17 protein-coding genes and 1 tRNA gene are annotated in these 21,699 nt (G+C 71.2%); 12 read left to right on the top strand and 6 right to left on the bottom strand.

The genetic code is table 11. The features are described from left to right. Nucleotides 1-149: 149 nt before the first annotated feature. The 8 genes from ACFV6X_RS04200 to ACFV6X_RS04165 all read left to right on the top strand — a co-directional run bounded on the left by ACFV6X_RS04200 (nucleotide 150) and on the right by ACFV6X_RS04165 (nucleotide 8,800). Nucleotides 150-1,421, top strand: a complete 1,272-nt coding sequence (locus ACFV6X_RS04200) for an inositol-3-phosphate synthase (RefSeq protein ID WP_385377319.1) — start codon at nucleotides 150-152, stop codon at nucleotides 1,419-1,421. After that, complete coding sequence (locus ACFV6X_RS04195) at nucleotides 1,418-2,392, top strand: SCO3242 family prenyltransferase (protein ID WP_385377316.1); 975 nt, start codon at nucleotides 1,418-1,420, stop codon at nucleotides 2,390-2,392. Before ACFV6X_RS04200 ends, ACFV6X_RS04195 begins: the two co-directional genes overlap by 4 nt. Continuing rightward, nucleotides 2,389-3,363: a sugar phosphate isomerase/epimerase family protein gene (locus ACFV6X_RS04190; RefSeq protein WP_385377313.1), complete on the top strand. Its 975-nt coding sequence runs from the start codon at nucleotides 2,389-2,391 to the stop codon at nucleotides 3,361-3,363. Before ACFV6X_RS04195 ends, ACFV6X_RS04190 begins: the two co-directional genes overlap by 4 nt. Before the next feature lie 5 nt (nucleotides 3,364-3,368). Then, nucleotides 3,369-4,079, top strand: coding sequence for an EboA domain-containing protein (locus ACFV6X_RS04185; RefSeq protein ID WP_385377519.1), 711 nt, complete (start codon nucleotides 3,369-3,371; stop codon nucleotides 4,077-4,079). Beyond that, the gene (locus tag ACFV6X_RS04180; RefSeq protein WP_385377311.1) at nucleotides 4,079-4,927 is read left to right on the top strand and encodes a TatD family hydrolase; all 849 of its coding nucleotides are present in this window, start codon (nucleotides 4,079-4,081) and stop codon (nucleotides 4,925-4,927) included. The genes ACFV6X_RS04185 and ACFV6X_RS04180 overlap by 1 nt, the downstream gene beginning before the upstream one ends. A 3-nt stretch (nucleotides 4,928-4,930) precedes the next feature. Then, nucleotides 4,931-6,100 (top strand): metabolite traffic protein EboE, encoded by a 1,170-nt coding sequence (gene eboE, locus ACFV6X_RS04175; protein WP_385377309.1) that lies wholly within the window; start codon nucleotides 4,931-4,933, stop codon nucleotides 6,098-6,100. Further along, nucleotides 6,097-7,491 (top strand): alkaline phosphatase family protein, encoded by a 1,395-nt coding sequence (locus ACFV6X_RS04170; protein WP_385377306.1) that lies wholly within the window; start codon nucleotides 6,097-6,099, stop codon nucleotides 7,489-7,491. Before eboE ends, ACFV6X_RS04170 begins: the two co-directional genes overlap by 4 nt. 91 nt (nucleotides 7,492-7,582) lie before the next feature. Then, nucleotides 7,583-8,800 (top strand): sugar phosphate isomerase/epimerase family protein, encoded by a 1,218-nt coding sequence (locus tag ACFV6X_RS04165; RefSeq protein WP_385377303.1) that lies wholly within the window; start codon nucleotides 7,583-7,585, stop codon nucleotides 8,798-8,800. Nucleotides 8,801-8,900: 100 nt separating this feature from the next. On the opposite strand, the gene ACFV6X_RS04160 is transcribed toward ACFV6X_RS04165, so the two are convergent. From ACFV6X_RS04160 to ACFV6X_RS04145, 4 genes are all read right to left on the bottom strand, one after another. Beyond that, entirely contained in the window at nucleotides 8,901-10,289 is a 1,389-nt protein-coding gene (locus ACFV6X_RS04160; protein WP_385377300.1) for an OFA family MFS transporter, read from the bottom strand. Nucleotides 10,290-10,411: 122 nt separating this feature from the next. Continuing rightward, on the bottom strand, nucleotides 10,412-12,556 hold the full coding sequence (locus ACFV6X_RS04155) for an acetate--CoA ligase family protein (RefSeq protein WP_385377297.1): 2,145 nt from the start codon (nucleotides 12,554-12,556) through the stop codon (nucleotides 10,412-10,414). A 4-nt stretch (nucleotides 12,557-12,560) separates the two neighbouring features. Then, nucleotides 12,561-13,793, bottom strand: coding sequence for a formyl-CoA transferase (frc, locus tag ACFV6X_RS04150; protein WP_385377294.1), 1,233 nt, complete (start codon nucleotides 13,791-13,793; stop codon nucleotides 12,561-12,563). Nucleotides 13,794-13,802: 9 nt separating this feature from the next. Then, nucleotides 13,803-15,485 (bottom strand): thiamine pyrophosphate-binding protein, encoded by a 1,683-nt coding sequence (locus ACFV6X_RS04145; RefSeq protein ID WP_385377291.1) that lies wholly within the window; start codon nucleotides 15,483-15,485, stop codon nucleotides 13,803-13,805. A 178-nt stretch (nucleotides 15,486-15,663) separates the two neighbouring features. Between ACFV6X_RS04145 and sucC the strand changes: the two genes are divergently transcribed. The 4 genes from sucC to ACFV6X_RS04125 all read left to right on the top strand — a co-directional run bounded on the left by sucC (nucleotide 15,664) and on the right by ACFV6X_RS04125 (nucleotide 19,783). Beyond that, nucleotides 15,664-16,794, top strand: coding sequence for an ADP-forming succinate--CoA ligase subunit beta (gene sucC / locus ACFV6X_RS04140; RefSeq protein ID WP_385377288.1), 1,131 nt, complete (start codon nucleotides 15,664-15,666; stop codon nucleotides 16,792-16,794). Between the two features lie 11 nt (nucleotides 16,795-16,805). After that, nucleotides 16,806-17,690, top strand: a complete 885-nt coding sequence (sucD, locus tag ACFV6X_RS04135; protein ID WP_385377285.1) for a succinate--CoA ligase subunit alpha — start codon at nucleotides 16,806-16,808, stop codon at nucleotides 17,688-17,690. A gap of 259 nt (nucleotides 17,691-17,949) precedes the next feature. Beyond that, nucleotides 17,950-19,518: an aldehyde dehydrogenase family protein gene (locus ACFV6X_RS04130; RefSeq protein WP_385377282.1), complete on the top strand. Its 1,569-nt coding sequence runs from the start codon at nucleotides 17,950-17,952 to the stop codon at nucleotides 19,516-19,518. A gap of 180 nt (nucleotides 19,519-19,698) precedes the next feature. Beyond that, nucleotides 19,699-19,783: transfer RNA gene (locus ACFV6X_RS04125), tRNA-Leu, on the top strand. Here the strand turns inward: ACFV6X_RS04125 and ACFV6X_RS04120 are convergent. Then, nucleotides 19,748-20,116, bottom strand: coding sequence for a hypothetical protein (locus tag ACFV6X_RS04120; protein WP_385377279.1), 369 nt, complete (start codon nucleotides 20,114-20,116; stop codon nucleotides 19,748-19,750). The two genes, ACFV6X_RS04125 and ACFV6X_RS04120, sit on opposite strands and share 36 nt — an antisense overlap. A gap of 44 nt (nucleotides 20,117-20,160) precedes the next feature. Next, complete coding sequence (locus ACFV6X_RS04115; protein ID WP_385377276.1) at nucleotides 20,161-21,693, bottom strand: ISL3 family transposase; 1,533 nt, start codon at nucleotides 21,691-21,693, stop codon at nucleotides 20,161-20,163. Between the last annotated feature and the right edge of the window lie 6 nt (nucleotides 21,694-21,699).

The raw sequence follows: 21,699 nt of genomic DNA, 5'->3' as shown, positions 1-21,699 counted from the left end.
GGCGGCCCCGCCCGTGCTCCCCCCCCCAACCCGCGGTTGTTTGTCCCCCCCCCCCGGGGGGGGGGGGGGGGGGGGGGGGGGGGGCCCCCGGACCCCCGCCCGCCGTCTTTGTCCCCGCCCGGGGTTCGCGCACGACAAGGAGGCTGCCCATGTCCGCGTCCCTCTCCCGACCGCGTGTGGGGGTGTGGCTGATCGGAGCGCGAGGCTCCGTCGCCACCACCGTCGTCACGGGTTGCGCCGCCGTCACCGCGGGGCTGCACCCACCCACCGGCATGGTGACCGAGACCCAGGCGTTCACCGACAGCGGCCTGCCCGCGCTGTCCGACCTCGTCTTCGGTGGCCATGACACCGTCGACTGCCCTCTGCCCAAACGCGCCGAGACACTGACCGCCGGCGGAGTCCTCCCGCCGGGCGTCGCGGCCGCCGTCACCGCCGAACTGGCCGCCGCCGACGGTGAGATCAGGCCCGGCGGCCCCACCGCCGGGGACACCAGGAGCGAGGCCGAACTGATCACGGCCTTCGCCGACGACATACGTGACTTCATGCGCCGCAACGAACTGGGGCGGGCCGTGGTGGTGAACGTCGCCTCCACCGAACCCGCGTCCCAGGGACCCGGCGCCCCGCTGCCGGCCAGCACCCTCTACGCGCTGGCGGCCCTGCGGGCGGGCTGCCCCTACGTCAACTTCACCCCGTCCGAGGGCATGCACCACCCCGTCGCCGCCCGCGCGGCCGAGCAGAGCGGCCTGCCGTACGCCGGCCGGGACGGCAAGACCGGACAGACCTTGCTGCGGGCCGTGCTGGGTCCGATGTTCGCGCAACGGGCGCTGGACGTACGGGCCTGGTCCGGTACGAACCTGCTCGGCGGCGGCGACGGCGCGGCCCTCGCCGACCCGGCCGCCGCGGCGGCGAAGAACGCGGGCAAGGAGCGCGTCCTCGCCGACACCCTGGGCACCGTGCCCGAGGGCGAGGTGCACATCGACGACGTCCCGGCCCTCGGCGACTGGAAGACCGCCTGGGACCACATCGCCTTCGACGGCTTCCTCGGCACCCGCATGGTCCTCCAGACCATCTGGCAGGGCTGCGACTCGGCCCTGGCGGCACCCCTGGTCCTGGACCTGGCCCGCCTGACCGCCCGCGCACACGAGGTGGGCGTCTCCGGTCCGCTCGGCGAACTCGGCTTCTACTTCAAGGACCCGGTGGGGGACGGGCCCGCGAGTCTGGGGGAGCAGTACGTGTCGCTGCGCCGGCTGGGGGAGCGGCTGCGGGCCGCGGGGCCGGCGGGGGCGCAGGAGCGGCCTGAGCGCGAGGGCGCCCAGGAAGACGGCATCCAGCAGGCGGGAGCCCAGGGCGAGGGCACCCAGGGCGAGGGCACCCAGGGCGAGGGCACCCAGGGCGAGGGCACTCAGGGGAAGCGGGCATGAGCCGTAGCCGCGCCTGGGCCGAACTCCTGCGGCTCCCCGCCCTGTTCACCGTCCCCGGGGACGCCCTGAGCGGCGCGGCGTCCACGGGGGCCCCGCCCAACTCCCGGACCCTGCTCGCCATCGGTTCCTCCCTCTGTCTCTACGAGGCGGGCATGGCCCTGAACGACTGGGCCGACCGCGAGGAGGACGCCGCCGAACGTCCGCACCGGCCCCTCCCCTCGGGCCGCGTCCAGCCGTCCTCCGCCCTCACGGCCGCCTGCGCCCTCACCGCCGCCGGACTGGCCCTCGCCGCCCGCGCGGGCCGCCCCGCGCTTGCGGTGGCCGCACCCCTCGCGGCCACCGTCTGGGCGTACGACCTCGCCCTCAAGCACACTCCCGCCGGTCCGGTGGCCATGGCCGCCGCCCGCGGCCTCGACCACCTCCTCGGCGCCGCCGCCACCACCGGCCGCACCCGCGAGGCCCTGCCCTCCGCCGCCCTCCTCGGCACCCACACCTTCGCGGTCACGACGGTCTCCCGCCGGGAGACCCAGGGCGGTTCCTCCCTGCCGCCCCTGGCCGCCCTCGCCGCCACGGCCCTCCTCACCCGCCTCGTGGCCCGCGCCCCGCGCGGCACGCAGGACGCCACGCCGACCGGCACCGGCGCCAGGGCGGGCATCGGTGCCAGGTCCGGCGTCCCCGGCGGCGCCGGACGCCGGACGTCCGCGCACGAGCGGCCCGGCCTCACGCTCGACGTCGCCCTGCGCACCGCCCTGGCCGCCGCCTACGCCGCCACCGCCGGCCGCCCCTACACCCACGCCGCCCTCAACCCCTCACCTCCCCTCACCCAACGGGCCGTCGGCGGCGGCATCCGCGCCACCATCCCCCTCCAGGCCGCGCTCGCCGCCCGGGCCGGAGCCGGCCTCACCGCCGTGGCCATCGCCGCGCTCGCCCCGATCGGACGCAGGTACGCGAGGAAAGTGAGCATCACATGACCCCCCGGCCCCACCCGGCGCGGCACCCCGGCGAACCGGCCGCCCCCCACGCCGCCCTTCGCTTCGGCTACGGCACCAACGGCCTCGCCGACCTCCGGCTCGACGACGCCCTCGCGCTGCTCGCCGACCTCGGCTACGACGGCGTCGGTCTCACCCTCGACCACATGCACCTCGACCCCCTCGCCCCGGACCTGTCCGCCCGCACCCGCCGGGTCGCGCAGCGACTCGACGCGCTCGGGCTGGGCGTCACCGTGGAGACGGGCGCCCGCTACGTGCTCGACCCGCGCCGCAAACACGGCCCCTCCCTCCTGGACCCGGAGCCCGACGACCGCGCCCGCCGCGTCGACCTGCTCCTGCGGGCCGTCCGGGTCGCCGCCGACCTGGGTGCCCACGCCGTGCACTGCTTCAGCGGGATCCTTCCGCCCGGCACCGACGCGGACACGGCGTGGAAACGCCTGGCCGACAGCCTCACCCCCGTCCTGGACGCGGCGACCGCCGCCGGCATCCCGCTCGCCGTCGAACCCGAGCCCGGCCACCTCCTCGCCACCCTCGACGACTTCCACGTACTGCGCCGCGCCCTCGGCGACCCCGGCGCCCTCGGTCTCACTCTCGACATCGGCCACTGCCAGTGCCTCGAACCCCTCCCTCCCGCCGACTGCATCCGCGCCGCCGGGCCCTGGCTGCGCCATGTCCAGATCGAGGACATGCGCCGTGGCGTCCACGAGCACCTCCCGTTCGGGGAGGGGGAGATCGATTTCCCGCCCGTCCTGGCGGCCCTCGCCGCCACCGGCTACCAGGGCCTGACCGTCGTCGAGCTGCCCCGGCACTCCCACGCGGGCCCCCACCACGCCGGACTCGCCCTCCCGTTCCTGCGCGCCGCCGCACCACCCGACGGGCCGGTCCCACCCCCGACCCCGCCCGCCGCACCCCACGGCGAACCCTCCGCCACCCCTGAAGGGAGCATCCCGTGAAGCACCTGGACGCCGGCGCGGCCAACCCGGCGGCGAGTTCGGGCGACCCGAGCAGCACCGAGGCCGGGGACAGCACCTCGCTCGCGGCCCTGCGCGCCCACCTCGCCTCCCACCTCCCGGGAGCCGCCCGCGCCTGGCTCGACCAGGCCCTCGCCGAGGCCGCCGCCCACCCCGGCACGCACGGGCCCATCTCCGTGTGGGAGCTGCGCATCGCCGAGGCGGGCCGCCGCTGCGGGGACGAGCACGCCGACGCCGCCCGTGTGCTGGTCCTCCATGCCGCCGGCGCCGACCCCGAGGCGCTCAGCCGCGTCTACCGCCAGGGCACCGGAGCCGAGCGCCGCGCCGTGCTGCACGCCCTGCCCCATCTGGTGGACGGACCCGACGGCCTCCCGCTGATCGAGGACGCCCTGCGCACCAACGACACCCGGCTCGTCGCCGCCGCCGTCGGCCCCTACGCCGCCCGGCACCTCGACGCGCACAACTGGCGCCACGCCGTACTGAAGTGCCTGTTCACCGGCGTCTCCGTCGACAGCGTCGCCGACCTCGAGCGCCGTGCCCGCGGCGACGCCGAACTCGCCCGCATGCTCGGCGACTACGCCACCGAACGCACCGCCGCGGGCCGCCCCGTACCCGAGGACCTGCACCGTGTCCTGGCCCTGACCGATTCCGCGGCCGCCCCGCACGGATCGGACACCCCCCACGCCAAGGAGTCCTGATGCGCATCTTCGACCCCCACATCCACATGACGTCCAGGACCACCGACGACTACGAGGCCATGCACGCCGCCGGTGTGCGCGCCGTCGTCGAGCCCGCCTTCTGGCTCGGCCAGCCCCGCACCTCGCCCGCCACGTTCCTCGACTACTTCGACTCCCTGCTCGGCTGGGAGCCCTTCCGCGCCGCCCAGTACGGCATAGCCCACCACTGCACCATCGCCCTGAACCCCAAGGAGGCGAACGACCCGCGCTGCCTTCCCGTCCTCGACGAACTTCCCCGCTATCTCGTCAAGGACCAGGTGGTGGCCGTCGGCGAGATCGGCTACGACTCGATGACGCCCGCCGAGGACACCGCGCTCGCCGCCCAGCTCCAGCTCGCCGCCGACCACGAGCTGCCCGCGCTGGTCCACACCCCCCACCGCGACAAACTCGCCGGTCTGCGCCGCACCCTCGACCTGGTGCGGGAGTCCGCCCTGGCCACGGACCGTGTCCTGATCGACCACCTCAACGAGACCACTGTCAAGGAGGCCAAGGACGGCGGCTGCTGGCTGGGCTTCTCCGTCTATCCGGACACCAAGATGGACGAGGAACGGATGGTCGCGATCCTGCGCGCCTACGGGACCGAGCAGGTGCTGGTGAACTCCGCCGCCGACTGGGGACGCAGCGACCCCCTGAAGACCCGCAAGGTCGGCGACCTGATGCTCGCCGAGGGCTTCAGCGAGGAGGACGTCGACCAGGTGCTGTGGCGCAACCCCGTCGCGTTCTACGGCCTCAGCGGCCGGCTGAACCTCGACATCGCCGCGACCGACGCCACCCACGAGGGCAACTCCATCCTGCGCGGCGGGGAGTGAGCCATGCGCTTCCGCCACCCCGACGGCTCCACGGTGCACCTCGCCTACTGCACCAACGTCCACCCCGCCGAAACCCTCGACGGTGTTCTCGCGCAACTGCGCGACCACTGCGAACCCGTCCGCCGCCGCCTCGGCCGCGACCGGCTCGGCATCGGCCTGTGGCTCGCCAAGGACGCCGCCCACGCGCTCGTCACCGACCCGTCCGCGCTGCGCACCCTGCGCACCGAACTGGACCGGCGCGGACTCGAGGTCGTCACCCTCAACGGCTTCCCCTACGAGGGCTTCGGCGCCGAAGAGGTCAAGTACCGCGTGTACAAGCCGGACTGGGCGGACCCGGAACGCCTCGAACACACCACCGCCCTCGCCCGTGTGCTGGCCGGCCTCCTCCCCGACGACGTCACCGAGGGCAGCATCTCCACCCTCCCGCTCGCCTGGCGCACCGCCCAGGACAGCCGGCGGGCCGACGCCGCCCACGCCGCCCTGCGCACCCTCGGCGAACGCCTCGACGCACTCCAGGAACTGACCGGCCGCTCCCTGCGCGTCGGCCTGGAACCGGAGCCCGGCTGCGTCGTCGAGACCACCGGCGACGCCATCGCCCCGCTGACCGCGATCGCCCACGACCGCATCGGCATCTGCGTCGACACCTGCCACCTCGCCACCTCCTTCGAGGACCCGCACACCGCCCTCGACGCCCTCACCCGGGCCGGCGTCCCCGTCGTCAAGTCCCAGCTCTCCGCCGCACTGCACGCCGAACACCCCCATCTGCCCGAGGTCCGCGAAGCCCTCGCCGCCTTCGACGAACCCCGCTTCCTGCACCAGACCCGCACCGCCACCGCCATGGGCCTGCGCGGCACCGACGACCTGGGCCCCGCCCTGGAGGGCGCCGCCCTGCCCGACGCCTCACCGTGGCGCGCCCACTTCCACGTCCCGCTGCACGCGGACCCCGCCGCGCCCCTCACCTCCACGCTCGCCGTGCTGAAGAGCGCGCTGGCCCGGCTCGTCGGCGGAGCCGCCCCGCTCACCCACCACCTGGAGGTCGAGACGTACACGTGGCAGGCCCTCCCACCGGAGCTGCGGCCCCGCGCCCGCACCCAGCTGACGGACGGCATCGCGGCCGAACTCACCCTCTCCCGTGACCTGCTGACCGACCTCGGCCTCAAGGAGCTGCCGTGAACGCCCCCGCCCCAGCGCGCCCCACCCCGCTCCTCGTGCTCGACGTCGTGGGCCTCACCCCCCGTCTCCTCGACCACATGCCGCACCTCAAGACCCTCGCCCAGTCCGGCGCCCACGCCCCGCTGGGCACGGTCCTGCCCGCCGTCACCTGCGCCGCCCAGTCCACCTTCCTGACCGGCACCATGCCCTCCGAGCACGGCATCGTCGGCAACGGCTGGTACTTCCGTGAACTCGGCGATGTCCTGCTGTGGCGCCAGCACAACGGCCTGGTCGCCGGCGACAAACTCTGGGACGCCGCCCGCCGCGCCCACCCCGGCTACACGGTCGCCAACATCTGCTGGTGGTACGCCATGGGCGCCGACACCGACATCACCGTCACCCCCCGCCCGGTCTACTACGCCGACGGCCGCAAGGAACCCGACTGCTACACGCGCCCTCCGGAACTGCACGACGAACTCACCGAGGAACTCGGCACCTTCCCGCTCTTCCACTTCTGGGGGCCCGGCGCGGACCTCGTCTCCAGCCGGTGGATCATCGCCGCGACCCGCCACATCCTGCGCACCCGGCGCACCGACCTGGCCCTGTGCTACCTCCCTCACCTCGACTACGACCTCCAGCGCTTCGGTCCCGACGACCCGCGCTCCCTGAAGGCGGCCGCGGACCTGGACACGGCCGTGGCGCCGCTGCTGGCCGACGCGCGCGCGGAGGGCCGTACCGTCGTCGTGCTCTCCGAGTACGGCATCACCCCGGTCAGCCGGCCCGTCGACATCAACCGCGCACTGCGCCGCGCGGGCCTGCTGGAGGTGCACACGCAGGACGGCATGGAGTACCTCGACCCGATGGCGTCGCGGGCCTTCGCCGTCGCCGACCACCAGATCGCCCATGTCTACGTGCGCCGCCCCGAGGACCTCGACGCGACCCGGGCGGCGCTCGACGGACTGCCCGGCATCGAGCAACTCCTCGACGACGAGGGCAAGAAGGCCCACCATCTCGACCATCAACGGGCCGGCGAACTGGTCGCCGTCGCGGAGCCGGACGCCTGGTTCACCTACTACTACTGGCTCGACGACGAGCGCGCGCCCGACTTCGCGCGACTCGTCGAGATCCACCGCAAACCCGGCTACGACCCGGTCGAGCTCTTCATGGATCCCCTCGACCCCTACGTCAAGGTCAAGGCGGCCACCGCGCTGGCCCGCAAGAAGCTCGGCATGCGCTACCGCATGGCGGTCGTGCCGCTGGATCCCTCACCTATTCGTGGCAGCCATGGCCGCCTTCCCGAGAGCGACGACGACGGCCCGCTGCTCATCTGCTCCACCCCCCGTGCACTCGGTGACCGCGTGGCGGCCACCGATGTGAAACAACTCCTGCTCCAGCTCGCCGGACTCGGCTGAGTTCCGACTACTGAGAGTGAAACACACGGCACTGACAACGGCCGGTCCCGGCGGCACCGGAGCCGGCCACGACCGAGAAGGCAGGCCATTCGTGACCCTGTATTCCGACCCCTCCCGCGCCGAAGCCGCCACCGATGCCCCCGACGAGGCACTGCGCCGCACCCTCGGTGTGGGCCGGCGCCGTTTCCTCAGCACCTGCACCGCGGTGGCGGCCGGCGCCGTCGCCGCCCCGGTCTTCGGTGCCACCCCGGCCCTGGCCCAGGACCGCGGCAGAGACCACGGCCACGGCCACGGCCACGATCACGGCCACGGCCACGGCCACGGCGGGGGCGTTCTCGTCCCGCCGCACAAGCGCGGCATCATCCTCTACACCGTCCGCGACGCCACCGGCCGGGACCCCCTCGCCACCGACCTGCCCTCCGGCTTCCGCGAGGTGTTCAAGCAGCTGGCCCGGCACGGCTACCGGCAGGTGGAGTTCGCGGGCTACCGCCAGCACGCCAACGCACCCGGCGGCGCCGACCTGGGAACCGTCGAAGGTGCCAGGCTGCTGCGCTCCTGGCTGGACGACTACGGTCTGCGCGCCCAGGGCAACCACGGCTTCATCCCGTCGTCCTGGCCGCTGACGGCGGCGGATCTGGACACCTTCAAGCAGCAGCTGGAGATAGCCAACATCATCGGCATGGACCACATGGGCACCGGCGGCGACCCCACCGGCAGTTCCTACCGTGCCGACTGGGACGTGGCCGCCGACAAGTGGAACGCCCTCGGCGAGATCGCCCGTCGAGAGGGCGTCAAGCTCTACACCCACAACCACGACAGCGCGTACGGCTTCCTGCTCGACCGGGGTCCCCTGGACGACCAGGGTCGGCCGACCCGCAGCTCCGGCATCAGGAAGTTGGAGTACTTCCTGAAGGTCACCGACCCGAGGCTCGTCTGGCTGGAGATGGACGTCTTCTGGGCGCACGTCGCCCAGTACAAGTTCCACACCTACACCGCGCACGACGGCTCCAGCCGCCGCAGCGTCTTCGACCCGGCGGGACTGGTCGCCTGCCACAACAAGCGCTACCCGCTTTTCCACGCGAAGGACGGCGTCACCAGCACGACCAACGGCATGGGCTACGACATGGTGCCCTTCGGAACCGGCGTCATCGACTACACGACGTTCTTCTCCCGGGTCGGGGAGCGGAACTACCACAACCCGATGGTCGAGGACGACAACTCCCCGAGCGCCACCGACCCCGGGCAGTCGCTGCGCGAGGCCAAGATCAGCTACGACAACCTGGCGGCCCTGCGCAAGCGGCGTCGCTGATCCGCGAACGCGGACCGGGCGGCCCTTCCCCAGTGGTGCGGGAAGGGCCGCCCGGTCCGTTCTCCGGCGCTAGGTACGGCCTCGCGGGCCACGTGTCACGTCAGGCCGTCTCCTCGCCCAGCGGGTGGGGGTTGGGATCGATGCGCTTGGACTTGGGCCGACCCGGTTGGGACAGGAACAGCGCGACGAAGGCGGCGAACAGCGAGATGGAGCCGGCCAGCGTGAACGCCCCGGTGTGGCCCCAGTTGCTCACCACGACAGCGCCCATGCCGGATCCGAGCAGGCCGGACACCAGCTTGGAGCTGTAGACCAGGCCGTAGTTGGACGCGTTGTTGTTCTCGCCGAAGTAGTCCGCCGTCATCGCCGCGAACATCGGGAAGATGGCGCCTCCGCCGAACCCGGAGATGCTGGAGAAGACCAGGAACAGCGGGAGGTTCTCGATGTTGGCGGACCACAGGATGCCGTACTGGGAAAGGCCGAGGACGATGCAGACGAAGATCAGGCATCGCTTGCGCCCGTAACGGTCCGACAGCCAGCCGATCACACCGCGCCCGGTGCCGTTGACGATGGCCTTGAGTGACATGGCCGTTGCGACGATTCCGCCGGCGAAGCCGGCCTCCTTGCCTATGTCGACCTGGAAGGCGATGCCGAAGATGTTCACGCCCGACGTGCACATCAGGCAGAACCACATCAGCGCGACCCGCCCGGTCTTCCAGGCCTCCTTCGGGGTGTACTGCTTGACCGCCGGGGGGTTCATCGCCAGTGCGCGCCGGGCGCGGTGGTCGTCCGGCACCCGCAGCGGGTCGACCTCCTCGGGCCACCAGTTCTTCGGCGGGTCCTTGAAGAAGTAGCCGGACACGGCCACCACCCCGGCCAGGAAGACACCGACCCCGACAAGCACCCAGCGGAAGTTCGTCAGATCCATGTAGCCGGTGAAGAGGAAGACGAACGGCACGGAACCGTAGGCGAATCCGCCGTTGACGAAGCCGGTCTTGCCTCCCTTGCGTTCCGGGTACCACTTGCCGACCATGTTCACGCAGGTCGCGTAGACCATGCCGGCGCCCATACCGCTGAACATGCCGAACCCTATGTACGCGACGATCACATGCGGCGCGTACGCGAGGGACAGATATCCGAGCAGTGTGCCGAGTGCGCCGAGCATCATCGCCCAGCGGGCGGGCAGCTTGCCGCTTTCCCTGAGCTTTCCGGCGGGGAAGGCCACCGCCGCCTGGAAGAACACCCAGACACCAAGCATCCAGAAGATGTGCGCACTGTTCCAACTGTGTGCGATGTGCAGGGTGTCCTCGGCCGACGCGAACGCGTACTCGGCCGAGCTGATGCCCATCATGCCGATCCACGGCAGGATGACCATCCACTTGCGCTTGCGGCCCATGATGTCGATGTCGGTCTCACCGAGGCGGTACACACGCCCGTTGGCGTCGGTCACCTCTCGGTAGGCCACCGATGTTGGCAGATCGGTCGTTGTCATGTCGTTTTGCACCCCTTGCGTCGAAAGATCTGGCCAGCGCCCCCTGTCCAATGCCTTTCGTGCGCGCACGGGTTCCGGGGCCGGCCGACGCGCACCGTCGGCCGGCTCCCCCCTCGCTCACCTCATGAGCCGCCCCCCAACAGCCCTGCCGCCCGTGCCCACCGGTACTTCGCACCGAGCACGGCCACCGGCCGCTCCGTCGTGTAGGGGTACGCCACCACCCCTCGCTCGTAGAGGTACTGGCACGCCTCCTCGACCTCGACGTCGCCCGCGAGCGACGCCACCACCGGCTTCTCGATCCCGCGCTCCCGGAACTCGGCCACCACACGCGCGGTGAGCTCGGCGAAGACCATGGGAGGGGTCACGATGGTGTGCCAGTAGCCGAGGACGAGCGCATGGATGCGCGGGTCCTCCAGGCCGAGCCGGATGGTCGCCTCGTACGTCGACGGCGGCTCGCCCCCGGTGATGTCCACCGGGTTGCCCGCGGCCCCGAAGGGCGGGATGAACTCGCGGAACGCCTCGTCCAGGTCCGGCGGGATCTCCATCAGGGACAGGCCGTTGTCGGTGACGGCGTCGGAGAGCAGTACGCCGCTGCCGCCCGCCCCGGTGATGATCACGATGTTGTCGCCCTGGGGAGCGGGCAGCACCGGCAACGCGCGCGCGTACTCCAGCATGTCGTTCAGTCCGGGCGCCCGGATGACACCCGCCTGCCTGAGGATGTCGTCGTACACCGCGTCGTCGCCCGCGAGGGCGCCGGTGTGCGAGCCCGCGGCCTTCGCGCCGGCCGCCGTACGGCCCGCCTTCAGGACCACCACCGGCTTCTTCGGCACGGTCTCCCGCGCGGCCTCCACGAAGGCGCGGCCGTCTTTGAGGTCCTCCAGGTGCATGGCGATGCACTCGGTGTGCGGGTCCTCACCGAACCAGGTCAGCAGGTCGTCCTCGTCCAGGTCCGACTTGTTGCCGAGGCCCACGATCGCGGACACGCCCGTCTTGGTGGTGCGGGCGAAGCCCAGGATGGCCATGCCGATACCGCCCGACTGTGAGGTCAGCGCGACGCCGCCCTTCACGTCGTACGGCGTGCAGAACGTGGCGCACAGGTCCTGCCAGGTGGAGTAGTAGCCGTAGATGTTCGGGCCGAGCAACCGGGTGCCATGGCGTTCGCCGATCTCCACGATCTCGGCCTGGAGCTCGTGTTCGCCGGTCTCCGCGAACCCGGAGGGGATGAGGACGGCGTTGGGGATCCCCTTGCGTCCCACCTCCTCCAGCGCCGCGGCCACGAACTTGGCGGGAATGGCGAACACGGCCACATCCACCTCACCGGGAACGTCCGTGACACTCTTGTACGCCTTGCGGCCCAGAATGTCATCGGCCTTGGGGTTCACCGGGTGGATCTCCCCGGAGAAGCCGCCGTCGATGAGGTTGCGCATCACCGAATTGCCGATCTTGCCCTGCTCGTTGGAGGCACCGATCACGGCGACCGTGCGCGGCTGCATCAGCCGGCGCATGGAGGTGAGGATCTCCTCGCGCGAGTAGCGGCGGCGCTGCTTCACCGGTGCCTCGGACAGGATGACCCGGATGTCCGCGGCGACCGCGCCCTCCGGAGTGGCGATCACCGGGTTGAGATCGACCTCGGCGATCTCCGGGAAGTCCGTGACGAGTTGGGAGACCCGGCGGATCTGCTCGGCGACCGCCCACCGGTCCACACCCGCGGCGCCGCGGACCCCGCGCAGGATCTCCGCCGACCGGATCGAGTCCAGCATGGACAGCGCCTCGTCGGCGTCCACCGGCGCGAGCCGGAAGGTGACGTCCTTGAGTACCTCGACCAGCACGCCGCCGAGCCCGAAGGCCACGACCTTCCCGAACGTCGGATCGGTCACCGCGCCGACGATGACCTCCTGCCCCTTGGGGAGCAGCTCCTGCACCTGCACACCCTCGATACGGGCGTTCGCGTCATAGGCGCGGGCGTTGTCGATGATCGTGTGGAACGCGGCCCGCACGTCAGTGGCGCCCTCGACCCCGACGATCACCCCGCCGGCGTCGGTCTTGTGCAGGATGTCCGGCGAGACGATCTTCATCACGACGGGCCCGGCGAACCGCGCCGCGTAGGCCACGGCCTCGTCGACGTCGGTCGCCAGCTCCTCACCGGGTACGGCGATCCCGTACGCGTCCGCGAGCACCTTGCCCTCGGGGGCGGTCAGCGCCGTGCGCCCCCCTGCCCGGACGGTGTCGAGGAGGGTGCGCACCCTCAGCACCCGGTCTTCGGCCATCACGTCAGATCACTCCGTTCGACTTGAGCAGGCGCAGCTCCTCGTCGCCGAGGCCGAGCTCGCCGACGTAGACCTCGGCGTTGTGCTCGCCCAGCAGCGGCGAACTGGTCACTTCCACGGGCGAGTCGGACAGCTTCAGCGGGCTGCCGACGGTCATGAACTCGCCGCGCTTGGGGTGCGGCACCCGGACGACCATCTCGTTCGCCGCCAGCGAGGCGTCCTCGATGATCTCCTTGGTGGACAGGATCGGCCCGCACGGGATGTTGTGGGCGTTCAGCCGCTCCAGCACCTCCCACTTGGGCAGGGTCGAGGACCACTCCTCGATCAGCTGGAACATCTTGTTGAGCTTGGGCAGCCGGGCCTCCGGCGTCGACCACTCCGGGTCGTCGGCCAGTTCGGGCCGGCCGATGAGCTCGCTCATCGGCTGCCAGCCGACGGGCTGCACGATGACGTACACGTAGTCGTTCGGGCCGCCCGGCGCGCACTTGACCGCCCAGCCGGGCTGGCCTCCGCCGGAGGCGTTGCCCGAGCGGGGAACCTCCGTGCCGAAGTCCTCGTTCGGATATTCGGCGAGCGGCCCGTGTGCCAGGCGCTGCTGGTCCCGCAGCTTCACCCGGCACAGGTTGAGTACGGCGTGCTGCATGGCCACGTTGACCCGCTGCCCGCGCCCGGTGTGCTCGCGCTGGTACAGGGCCGCGAGGATGCCCGCCACGGCGTGCACACCTGTCCCCGAGTCCCCGATCTGGGCCCCCGTCGCCAGCGGCGGCCCGTCCTCGAAGCCGGTGGTCGACATCGAGCCGCCCATGGCCTGCGCGACGACCTCGTACGCCTTGAAGTTGGTGTACGGGCCTTCGCCGAACCCCTTGATGGAGGCGTAGACGATCCGTGGATTGATCTCCTGGATGCGGTCCCAGGTGAAGCCCATGCGGTCGACGGCGCCCGGCCCGAAGTTCTCGACCATGACGTCGGAGCGCCGGATCAGCTCGGTGAGGAGCTCCTTGCCGCGCTCGGTCTTGGTGTTGAGGGTGATGCTCCGCTTGTTGCAGTTGAGCATCGTGAAGTAGAGGGAGTCGACGTCCGGGAGATCACGCAGCTGCTTGCGCGTGATGTCCCCGGTCGGCGCCTCCAGCTTGACGACGTCCGCGCCGAGCCAGGCGAGGAGCTGGGTCGCGGAGGGCCCGGACTGGACGTGGGTCATGTCCAGGACGCGGATGCCCTGGAGAGCCTGTGCGGTCACCGGATCACCTCACTTGTACATGGTCTGGTTCATGGTTCCGGGGGCGTACGCGTCCGGGTCGACCCAGACGTTGATCAGCGACGGCTTGCCCGACTCGCGAGCGCGCCGCAGCGCCGGACCGATGTCGGCGGGGTCTCGGACCTCCTCGCCGTAACCGCCGAGCATCTGGGCGAACTTGTCGTAGTGGACGTCGCCGAGGGTGTTGCCGACCCGCTCGCGCTCCTTGCCGTACTTGGCGGCCTGGCCGTAGCGGATCTGGTTCATGGAGGAGTTGTTGCCGACGATGCCGACGAAGGGGAGGTCGTAGCGGACGAGCGTCTCGAAGTCCCAGCCGGTGAGCGAGAAGGCGCCGTCGCCGAAGAGCGCGACGACCTCCTTGTCGGGCCGCGCCTGCTTGGCCGCGAGCACGAACGGCACCCCGACGCCGAGCGTGCCCAGCGGGCCCGGGTCCATCCAGTGGCCCGGTGACTTGGGCTGCACGACCTGACCGGAGAAGGTGACGATGTCGCCGCCGTCGCCGATGTAGATCGAGTCCTCGGTGAGGAAGTCGTTGATCTCGCTGACCAGCCGGTAGGGGTGGATGGGCGAGGCGTCCGAGCGCAGCTGCGGCAGCCGCTTCTCCAGCGCGGTCTGCTCCGCGGCGCGCAGCTCGTCGAGCCACTCCTTGCGCTTGGACGCGCCCCCGTTGACGCGCCCCGAGGCGGCTTCCGTCACCGACTTCAGCACCAGTCCCGCGTCGCCGACGATGCCGAGGTCGATGTCGCGGTTCTTGCCGACGGTGCGGTAGTCGAGGTCGACCTGCACGACGGTCGCGTTCGCCGACAGCCGCTTGCCGTAGCCCATGCGGAAGTCGAAGGGCGTGCCGACGATGACGATGACGTCGGCGTTGGAGAACGCGTACCGGCGCGACAGCTGGAAGTGGTGCGGGTCGCCGGGCGGGAGGGTGCCACGGCCGGCGCCGTTCATGTACGCCGGGACGTTCAGCGTGCGGACCAGCTCGATGGCCGCCTCGGTGCCGCGGGTCGTCCACACCTGGCTGCCCAGCAGGATCGCGGGCTTCTCGGCGTGCACGAGCAGGTCGGCGAGCTTCTCGATGGCCTCGGGGTCGCCGGCCGAGCGGGTCGAGGCGCGGTAGGCCCCGGCCTTCGGCACGCGTGCCTTGTCCGCCGGGACCTTGGCGTCGAGGACGTCGCGCGGGATCTCCAGGAAGGAGGGCCCGGGCGCGCCGTGGTAACACTCGCGGAACGCCATGGACACCATGTCCGCCGCACGCGCCGTGTCCGGCACGGCCGCCGCGAACTTGGTGATCGGCGTCATCATGTCGACGTGCGGCAGGTCCTGCAGGGACCCCATCTTGTGCTGGGTGAGGGCGCCCTGGCCGCCGATCAGCAGCATCGGCGACTCGGCGCGGAAGGCGTTGGCGACGCCGGTGACGGCGTCGGTCGTCCCCGGGCCCGCGGTGACGACCGCGCAGCCGGGCTTGCCGGTGATCCGCGCGTATCCGTCGGCGGCGTGTGCGGCGACCTGTTCGTGGCGTACGTCGACGACTTCGATGCCCTCGTCGACGCAGCCGTCGTAGATGTCGATGATGTGGCCGCCGCACAGGGTGTAGATGCGTTCTACCCCCTCGGCCTTCAAGGCCTTGGCGACGAGATGACCGCCGGAAATGACGTCCTGGGTGTCGTCGGGCATGGCGAAGTCCTGTCCCTTCGTAGGGGGTTGGAACACTCTCGCGGTACATTGCATACAGTCGACGAATACTGTATGAAGCTTGTTATCCCGCATCCGGTGGGTGGTGTCCAGGGGGCGTGCGGCAGTTTTCGAGGGGCTCGGGTTTCGCCCACGCAAGACTCAGTAGTCAGGAGCCGAGATGGACCTGTACGAACACCAGGCAAGGGAACTCTTCGAGGAACACGGCATCTTGGTGCCGAGGGCGGAAGTCACCGACTCGCCCAAGGAGGCACGCGAGATCGCCCGCCGGCTCGGCGGCCGTGTCGTCGTCAAGGCACAGGTCAAGACGGGCGGGCGCGGCAAGGCGGGCGGCGTGAAGCTCGCCGCCGAACCGGCCGCAGCCGAGCTGACGGCACGCCAGATCCTCGGCATGGACATCAAGGGGCACACGGTCAGCAAGGTCATGCTGGCCCAGCCCGTCGACATCGAGACCGAGTACTACGCCTCCTACGTGCTCGACCGCGCCGCGGGCCGCTTCCTCGCGATCGCGTCCGCCGAGGGCGGCATGGACATCGAGGAGGTCGCCGCGACCAGGCCCGAGGCCGTGGCGCGCATCCCGATCGACCCGGCCGAGGGCGTCACGTCCGCCGTGGCGGGCCGGATCGCCGAGGCGGCCGGACTGCCGCCGCAGAGCGTCGACGTACTCGTACGGCTGTGGGAGGTGCTGGTTCGCGAGGACGCCCTGCTGGTCGAGGTGAACCCTCTGGTCCGCACCGCCCAGGGGCAGCTCCTCGCCCTCGACGGCAAGGTCACGCTGGACGACAACGCCCGTTTCCGCCAGGCCCGCTGGGGTGCCGAAGGCGCGGAGCACGACGACCCGCTGGAGGCGGTGGCCGCCGAGCGAGGCCTGAACTACGTCAAACTGGACGGCGAGGTCGGCATCATCGGCAACGGCGCCGGCCTCGTCATGTCGACGCTCGACGTCGTCGCCGGCTGCGGCGCCCGCCCCGCCAACTTCCTCGACATCGGCGGCGGAGCCTCCGCGCAGATCATGGCCGACGGCCTGTCCGTGATCCTCTCCGACCCCGCCGTGAAGTCGGTCTTCGTCAACGTCTTCGGCGGCATCACGGCCTGCGACGCCGTCGCCGACGGCATCGTGCAGGCACTGGACACCGTCCGGCTGACCAAACCGCTGGTCGTCCGGCTCGACGGCAACAACGCCGCACGCGGCCGGGCGATCCTCGACGAACGCGCGCACCCGCTGGTCCAGCAGGCCACCACCATGGACGGCGCCGCCCGCGCGGCGGCCCAGCTCGCCAACGCCACCTGAGGAGAAGAGACATGGCCATTCACCTCACCAAGGAGAGCAAGGTCCTCGTCCAGGGCATGACCGGCGGCGAGGGCATGAAGCACACCCGGCGCATGCTCGCCGCCGGTACCAATGTCGTCGGCGGCGTGAACCCGCGCAAGTCGGGCCAGTCCGTCGACTTCGACGACCGCGCCGTGCCCGTCTTCGGCTCGGTGCGCGAGGGCATGGCGGCGACCGGGGCGGACGTCACGGTCGTCTTCGTACCGCCCGCCTTCGCCAAGGCCGCGGTCGTCGAGGCCGCCGACGCCGGCATCGGCCTCGCGGTCGTCATCACCGAGGGCATCCCGGTACACGACTCGGTCGCCTTCACGGCCTACGCCGAGCGGAAGGGCACCCGGATCATCGGCCCCAACTGTCCCGGCCTGATCACCCCCGGCCAGTCCAACGCCGGCATCATCCCGGCGGACATCGCCAAGCCCGGCCCGATCGGCCTGGTGTCGAAGTCCGGCACGCTGACCTACCAACTCATGTACGAGCTGCGCGACATCGGCTTCTCCACCTGCGTCGGCATCGGCGGTGACCCCGTCGTCGGCACCACCCACATCGACTGCCTGGCCGCCTTCCAGGACGACCCCGACACCGAACTGATCGTCCTGATCGGTGAGATCGGCGGCGACGCGGAGGAACGCGCCGCCGAGTACATCCGCGAACACGTCACCAAGCCGGTCGTCGGCTACATCGCCGGATTCACCGCCCCCGAGGGCAAGACCATGGGGCACGCCGGCGCCATCGTCTCCGGCTCGTCCGGCACCGCGCAGGCGAAGAAGGAGGCGCTGGAGGCGGTCGGAGTGCGGGTGGGGAGCACACCGACCGAGACGGCCCGCCTCGTGCTGGCCGCGCTCAGGACCACCGAGTGACGTCACTCATAGTCGTCGCCCGGTGACTGTCGCGCTTCCTGACTCGTCAGTAGCTTTCGTTCGTACGACGCTGGAGACGACAGGACCGCTTGACGAGGCGCCGCACGCCTTCGCACCACCCGTCGTCCCGCGGCCGGCATCCGGCCGCGCACGGCCTCGTGCGGCGCCCCCGACGACACCGCGCACGCCAGTGCGAGCCGTGCGCGGCGTCGGCCATGCACCTCCCGCCCCGACTGTGCACCGAGAGCGGAGCAGAACGATGGCACCCACCCTCATCCCGGAAACCAACTCCCAGGCCCTCACCCTGAAGGCCGGCACCTCCTGGGCCGACGCCTGGCAGCGCTGCCTGGCCGTCGCGCCCGAGGCGTTCCAGGGCGACCGCGTCCTCAACCTCTGGAACGCCACCTGGCAGGCGGACGGCCGCGTCCTGCCCGCCACCACCCCCGTCGACGGCACCCCCATCGCGGCCCCGCCGCGCCTGGACCGGGCCGCCGCCCACCAGGCCGTCCGCGCCTCGCTCGACCAGCACCGCGCCTGGCGGCACGTCTCGCTCGACGAACGCCGCGCCCGTGTCGCCGCGACCCTCGACGCGCTCGCCGAACACCGCGAACTGCTCGCGCTGCTGCTCGTCTGGGAGATCGGCAAGCCGTGGCGGCTCGCGCAGGCGGACGTCGACCGGGCCATCGACGGGGTGCGCTGGTACGTCGACGGCATCGAGCCGATGCTCGCCGGGCGGGCCCCGCTGGACGGTCCGGTGTCCAACGTCGCGAGCTGGAACTACCCGATGAGCGTGCTCGTCCACGCCATGCTGGTACAGGCGCTGGCGGGCAACGCGGTCATCGCCAAGACACCGACCGACGGCGGAGTCGCCTGTCTGACGCTGGCCTGTGCGCTCGCCGCCCGCGAGGGGCTGCCGGTCACGCTCGTCAGCGGCAGCGGACGCGAGTTGTCGCAGGCGCTGGTACGGGCGCCCGAGATCGGCTGCGTCTCCTTCGTCGGTGGCCGCGACACCGGCGCCGCGGTGGCCACGGACGTCGCCGACCTCGGCAAGCGGCACATCCTCGAACAGGAGGGACTCAACACCTGGGGGATCTGGAACTACTCGGACTGGGACACGCTCACGGCGGTCGTGCCCAAGCTCTTCGACTACGGCAAACAGCGGTGCACGGCCTACCCGCGCTTCGTCGTCCAGCGCGCGCTGTTCGACGAGTTCCTGGCGGCGTACCTTCCGGCGGTCCGCACGCTCCAGGTCGGGCACCCGCTCGCCGTCGAGAAGCGTGACGACCCCTACCCGGCGCTGGACTTCGGGCCGTTGATCAACGCCGCCAAGGCCAAGGAGCTGAACGACCAGGTGGCCGAGGCCGTCGACCGCGGCGCCGTCCCGCTGCACCGCGGCAGGCTGGACGACGCCCGGTTCCTGCCCGGCCAGGACACCTCGGCGTACGTCCAGCCGGTGACGCTCCTCAACCCGCCGCCGTCCTCCCCGCTGCACCACGCGGAACCCTTCGGCCCGGTCGACACCATCGTCCTGGTCGACACCGAGGCCGAGCTGCTGGCCGCCATGAACGCCTCCAACGGCGCGCTGGTCGCCACCCTGTCCACGGACGACCGGACGACGTACGAACGACTGGCCCCGCAGATCCGCGCCTTCAAGACCGGCCACGGCAAGCCACGCTCCCGGGGTGACCGGGAGGAACTGTTCGGCGGCTTCGGCGCGTCCTGGCGGGGCGCGTTCGTCGGCGGCGAACTGCTGGTGCGGGCGGTGACGCACGGGCCGGCGGGGGAGCGGCTGCCGGGGAACTTCCCGGAGTACCACCTGATGCCGTAGGCACTCGCTCACCCCGTGAGGTGACGTTCCGAACACGAGGTGTGACGGGCCGGACAGGGCGGACCGCCCTGTCCGCGCCCCGTCCCCCCGGTGGAAACGCAGGTGAAGGGCACTCCGAAACCTTGGTATTGTTGTCTCTGTCGCCGCCGGGAACACCCCCGGCAAGGCGGCAGACACCTCGTCCGGGTGGCGGAATGGCAGACGCGCTAGCTTGAGGTGCTAGTGCCCTTTATCGGGCGTGGGGGTTCAAGTCCCCCCTCGGACACAACCACTGACGATACGCAGATGAGGGCCTTGACCTTACGGTCGCGGTCCTCGTCGTGTTTTCGTAACTGATGGTGATGCCTAGGGCTTCGTAGAGTGGGCTTTTCTTCTCGGTGTCGGCTGCGTGGATGCGCTGTGCGATGTCTCCAAGGCTCTCAGTGATCTCGCGGATCTGCTGGGCGTCGAGTGGGGGTTCCTTCTTCCGGATGACGGCGGGGAGCGCGTCGAGTTTCTTCCGCGCCGCCTCCTTGTCTCTCTGCGCGTGGTTGATCCATTGGGTGACGACGGCGGGGTCGGCTCCGGCATCGAGGGCTGCTTGGTAGGGGACTGTCAAACGAGTGGCTCTGGCCCGTAGTCGGTGGTAACGCCGGGTGTCTGTCAGGGCAGGAGGATGCGGTGCCGGAGAAGGTCGAATCCGGCGCGTCCGTGCATCTGTCTCATGATCCTCTTGGTGCGGGTGTTGACGCCCTCGGTGCGGCCGTTGTGGTAGGGCAAGGTGAGGCCCGCGTTGACGGCGGCCCGGTCGATTTCGAGGCCGTTGGTGAGACTGCGCAGGTGGGGCAGGTCGACGGCGCGGGCGGTGGTGATCCAGTCGGTGAGTTTGACGTCGTTGCCCTCGGCCGGCTTCAGCAGGACGGCGAAGCCGCGTACGAGATCGGTAAGCGCGGTCATCTCCGGGCAGGTTGCGGCGATCTTCTCCAGCAGGGTCGATTCCTTCGGGCGCAGATTCTCGGGGTTGGTGAGCAGGAGGCGGCTGGCGTGGCGCGGGGTGGTGACGGGGCGGTCGCCTTCGGCGCGGCCCTGGTTGAGGTAGCGGACCAGCAGGTTGGCGCTGCCGATGTAGCCCAGTTCTCGGATCTCCCGCAGGAGATGAGTGATAGGCACTGCGGGGTCTGCCTGGCGCCGTTCGCGGAGGTGGTCGCGGTAGGGGTCGACGAGGGTGGGCCGGTAGGTGGGGGCGATGCGCAGGGCCTGGGGTTCGGGCATGCGGGCGTAGCGTTTGACGGTGTTCAGGGACAGGGCCAGGCGGCGGGAGCAGTCGAGCAGGCCGACGCCCTGGCCGAGGAGATCGTGGACCTTGTTCCAGCGTTCGCGGGTGGTCTGCTCGCGTACTCCGCCGGGGCGGGGCGGGTTGATGGTGGCCCAGCAGCCGGCGTGGGCACGGACCTCGAGCTGGACCTTGTCGCAAAAATTTCGCCAGAGGTGCCATCGGTCGCTGACCTGCACCCCGCCGGGCAGAGCACGGCGGATGGCTTCGGCATAGGTGGCCGAGCCGTCCCGGCACACGACCTCGATCTTGGGGTGTTCACGCAGCCAGGACTCCAGCGTGGCGGCCTCGCGGTCGGGTAGCACCGCGACACGCCTGCCGGTCTCGGCGTCGGTGATGATCGTGGCGTAGCGGTGGCGGCGGCGCAGGGCGAAATCGTCCACGCCGATCACCGACGGGACCACCCGCTGCGGCAGCGGCAAGCGCCGCAGATGGCGCAGCGCGGTACTGCGGGAGACGGGGACGGCCAGCATGCCGGCCAGGCGTGCGGCCGCCCGGCCGCACAGCTCCCGCGCCACCTGGGATATCTGCCATGAAAGCCGCACCGTGCGGCGCTGATGACGCTCCAGCAGCCCCGGGATCTGCTCGCGGAAGGTCTGCCGCCCACATCCCAGGACAGGGCAAACCAGCCGTCGTACGCGCAGGCGCACGACGACCTGACGGGCGTCGACCGGCACGTCCGCCACGGTCCGGCCGTGGTACCCGTGCACCTTCGCCGTTGGCGTCCCGCACACCGGACATGGCACCGCGTCCTCCCGGGTGCGCGCCGTGACCACCACCGCGCCGCCACCGTCCGCCACGTCCTCGACGACCAGTACCGACAAGCCGGAAAATACCGTCGCCATAAGGGAGTTGATATCCATCACAAG

This window comes from Streptomyces sp. NPDC059861 (assembly GCF_042731435.1).
GTDB lineage: Bacteria > Actinomycetota > Actinomycetes > Streptomycetales > Streptomycetaceae > Streptomyces.
The sequence above is the reverse complement of the archived record's forward strand: the minus strand, read 5'-3'. Positions and strand labels throughout refer to the sequence as shown.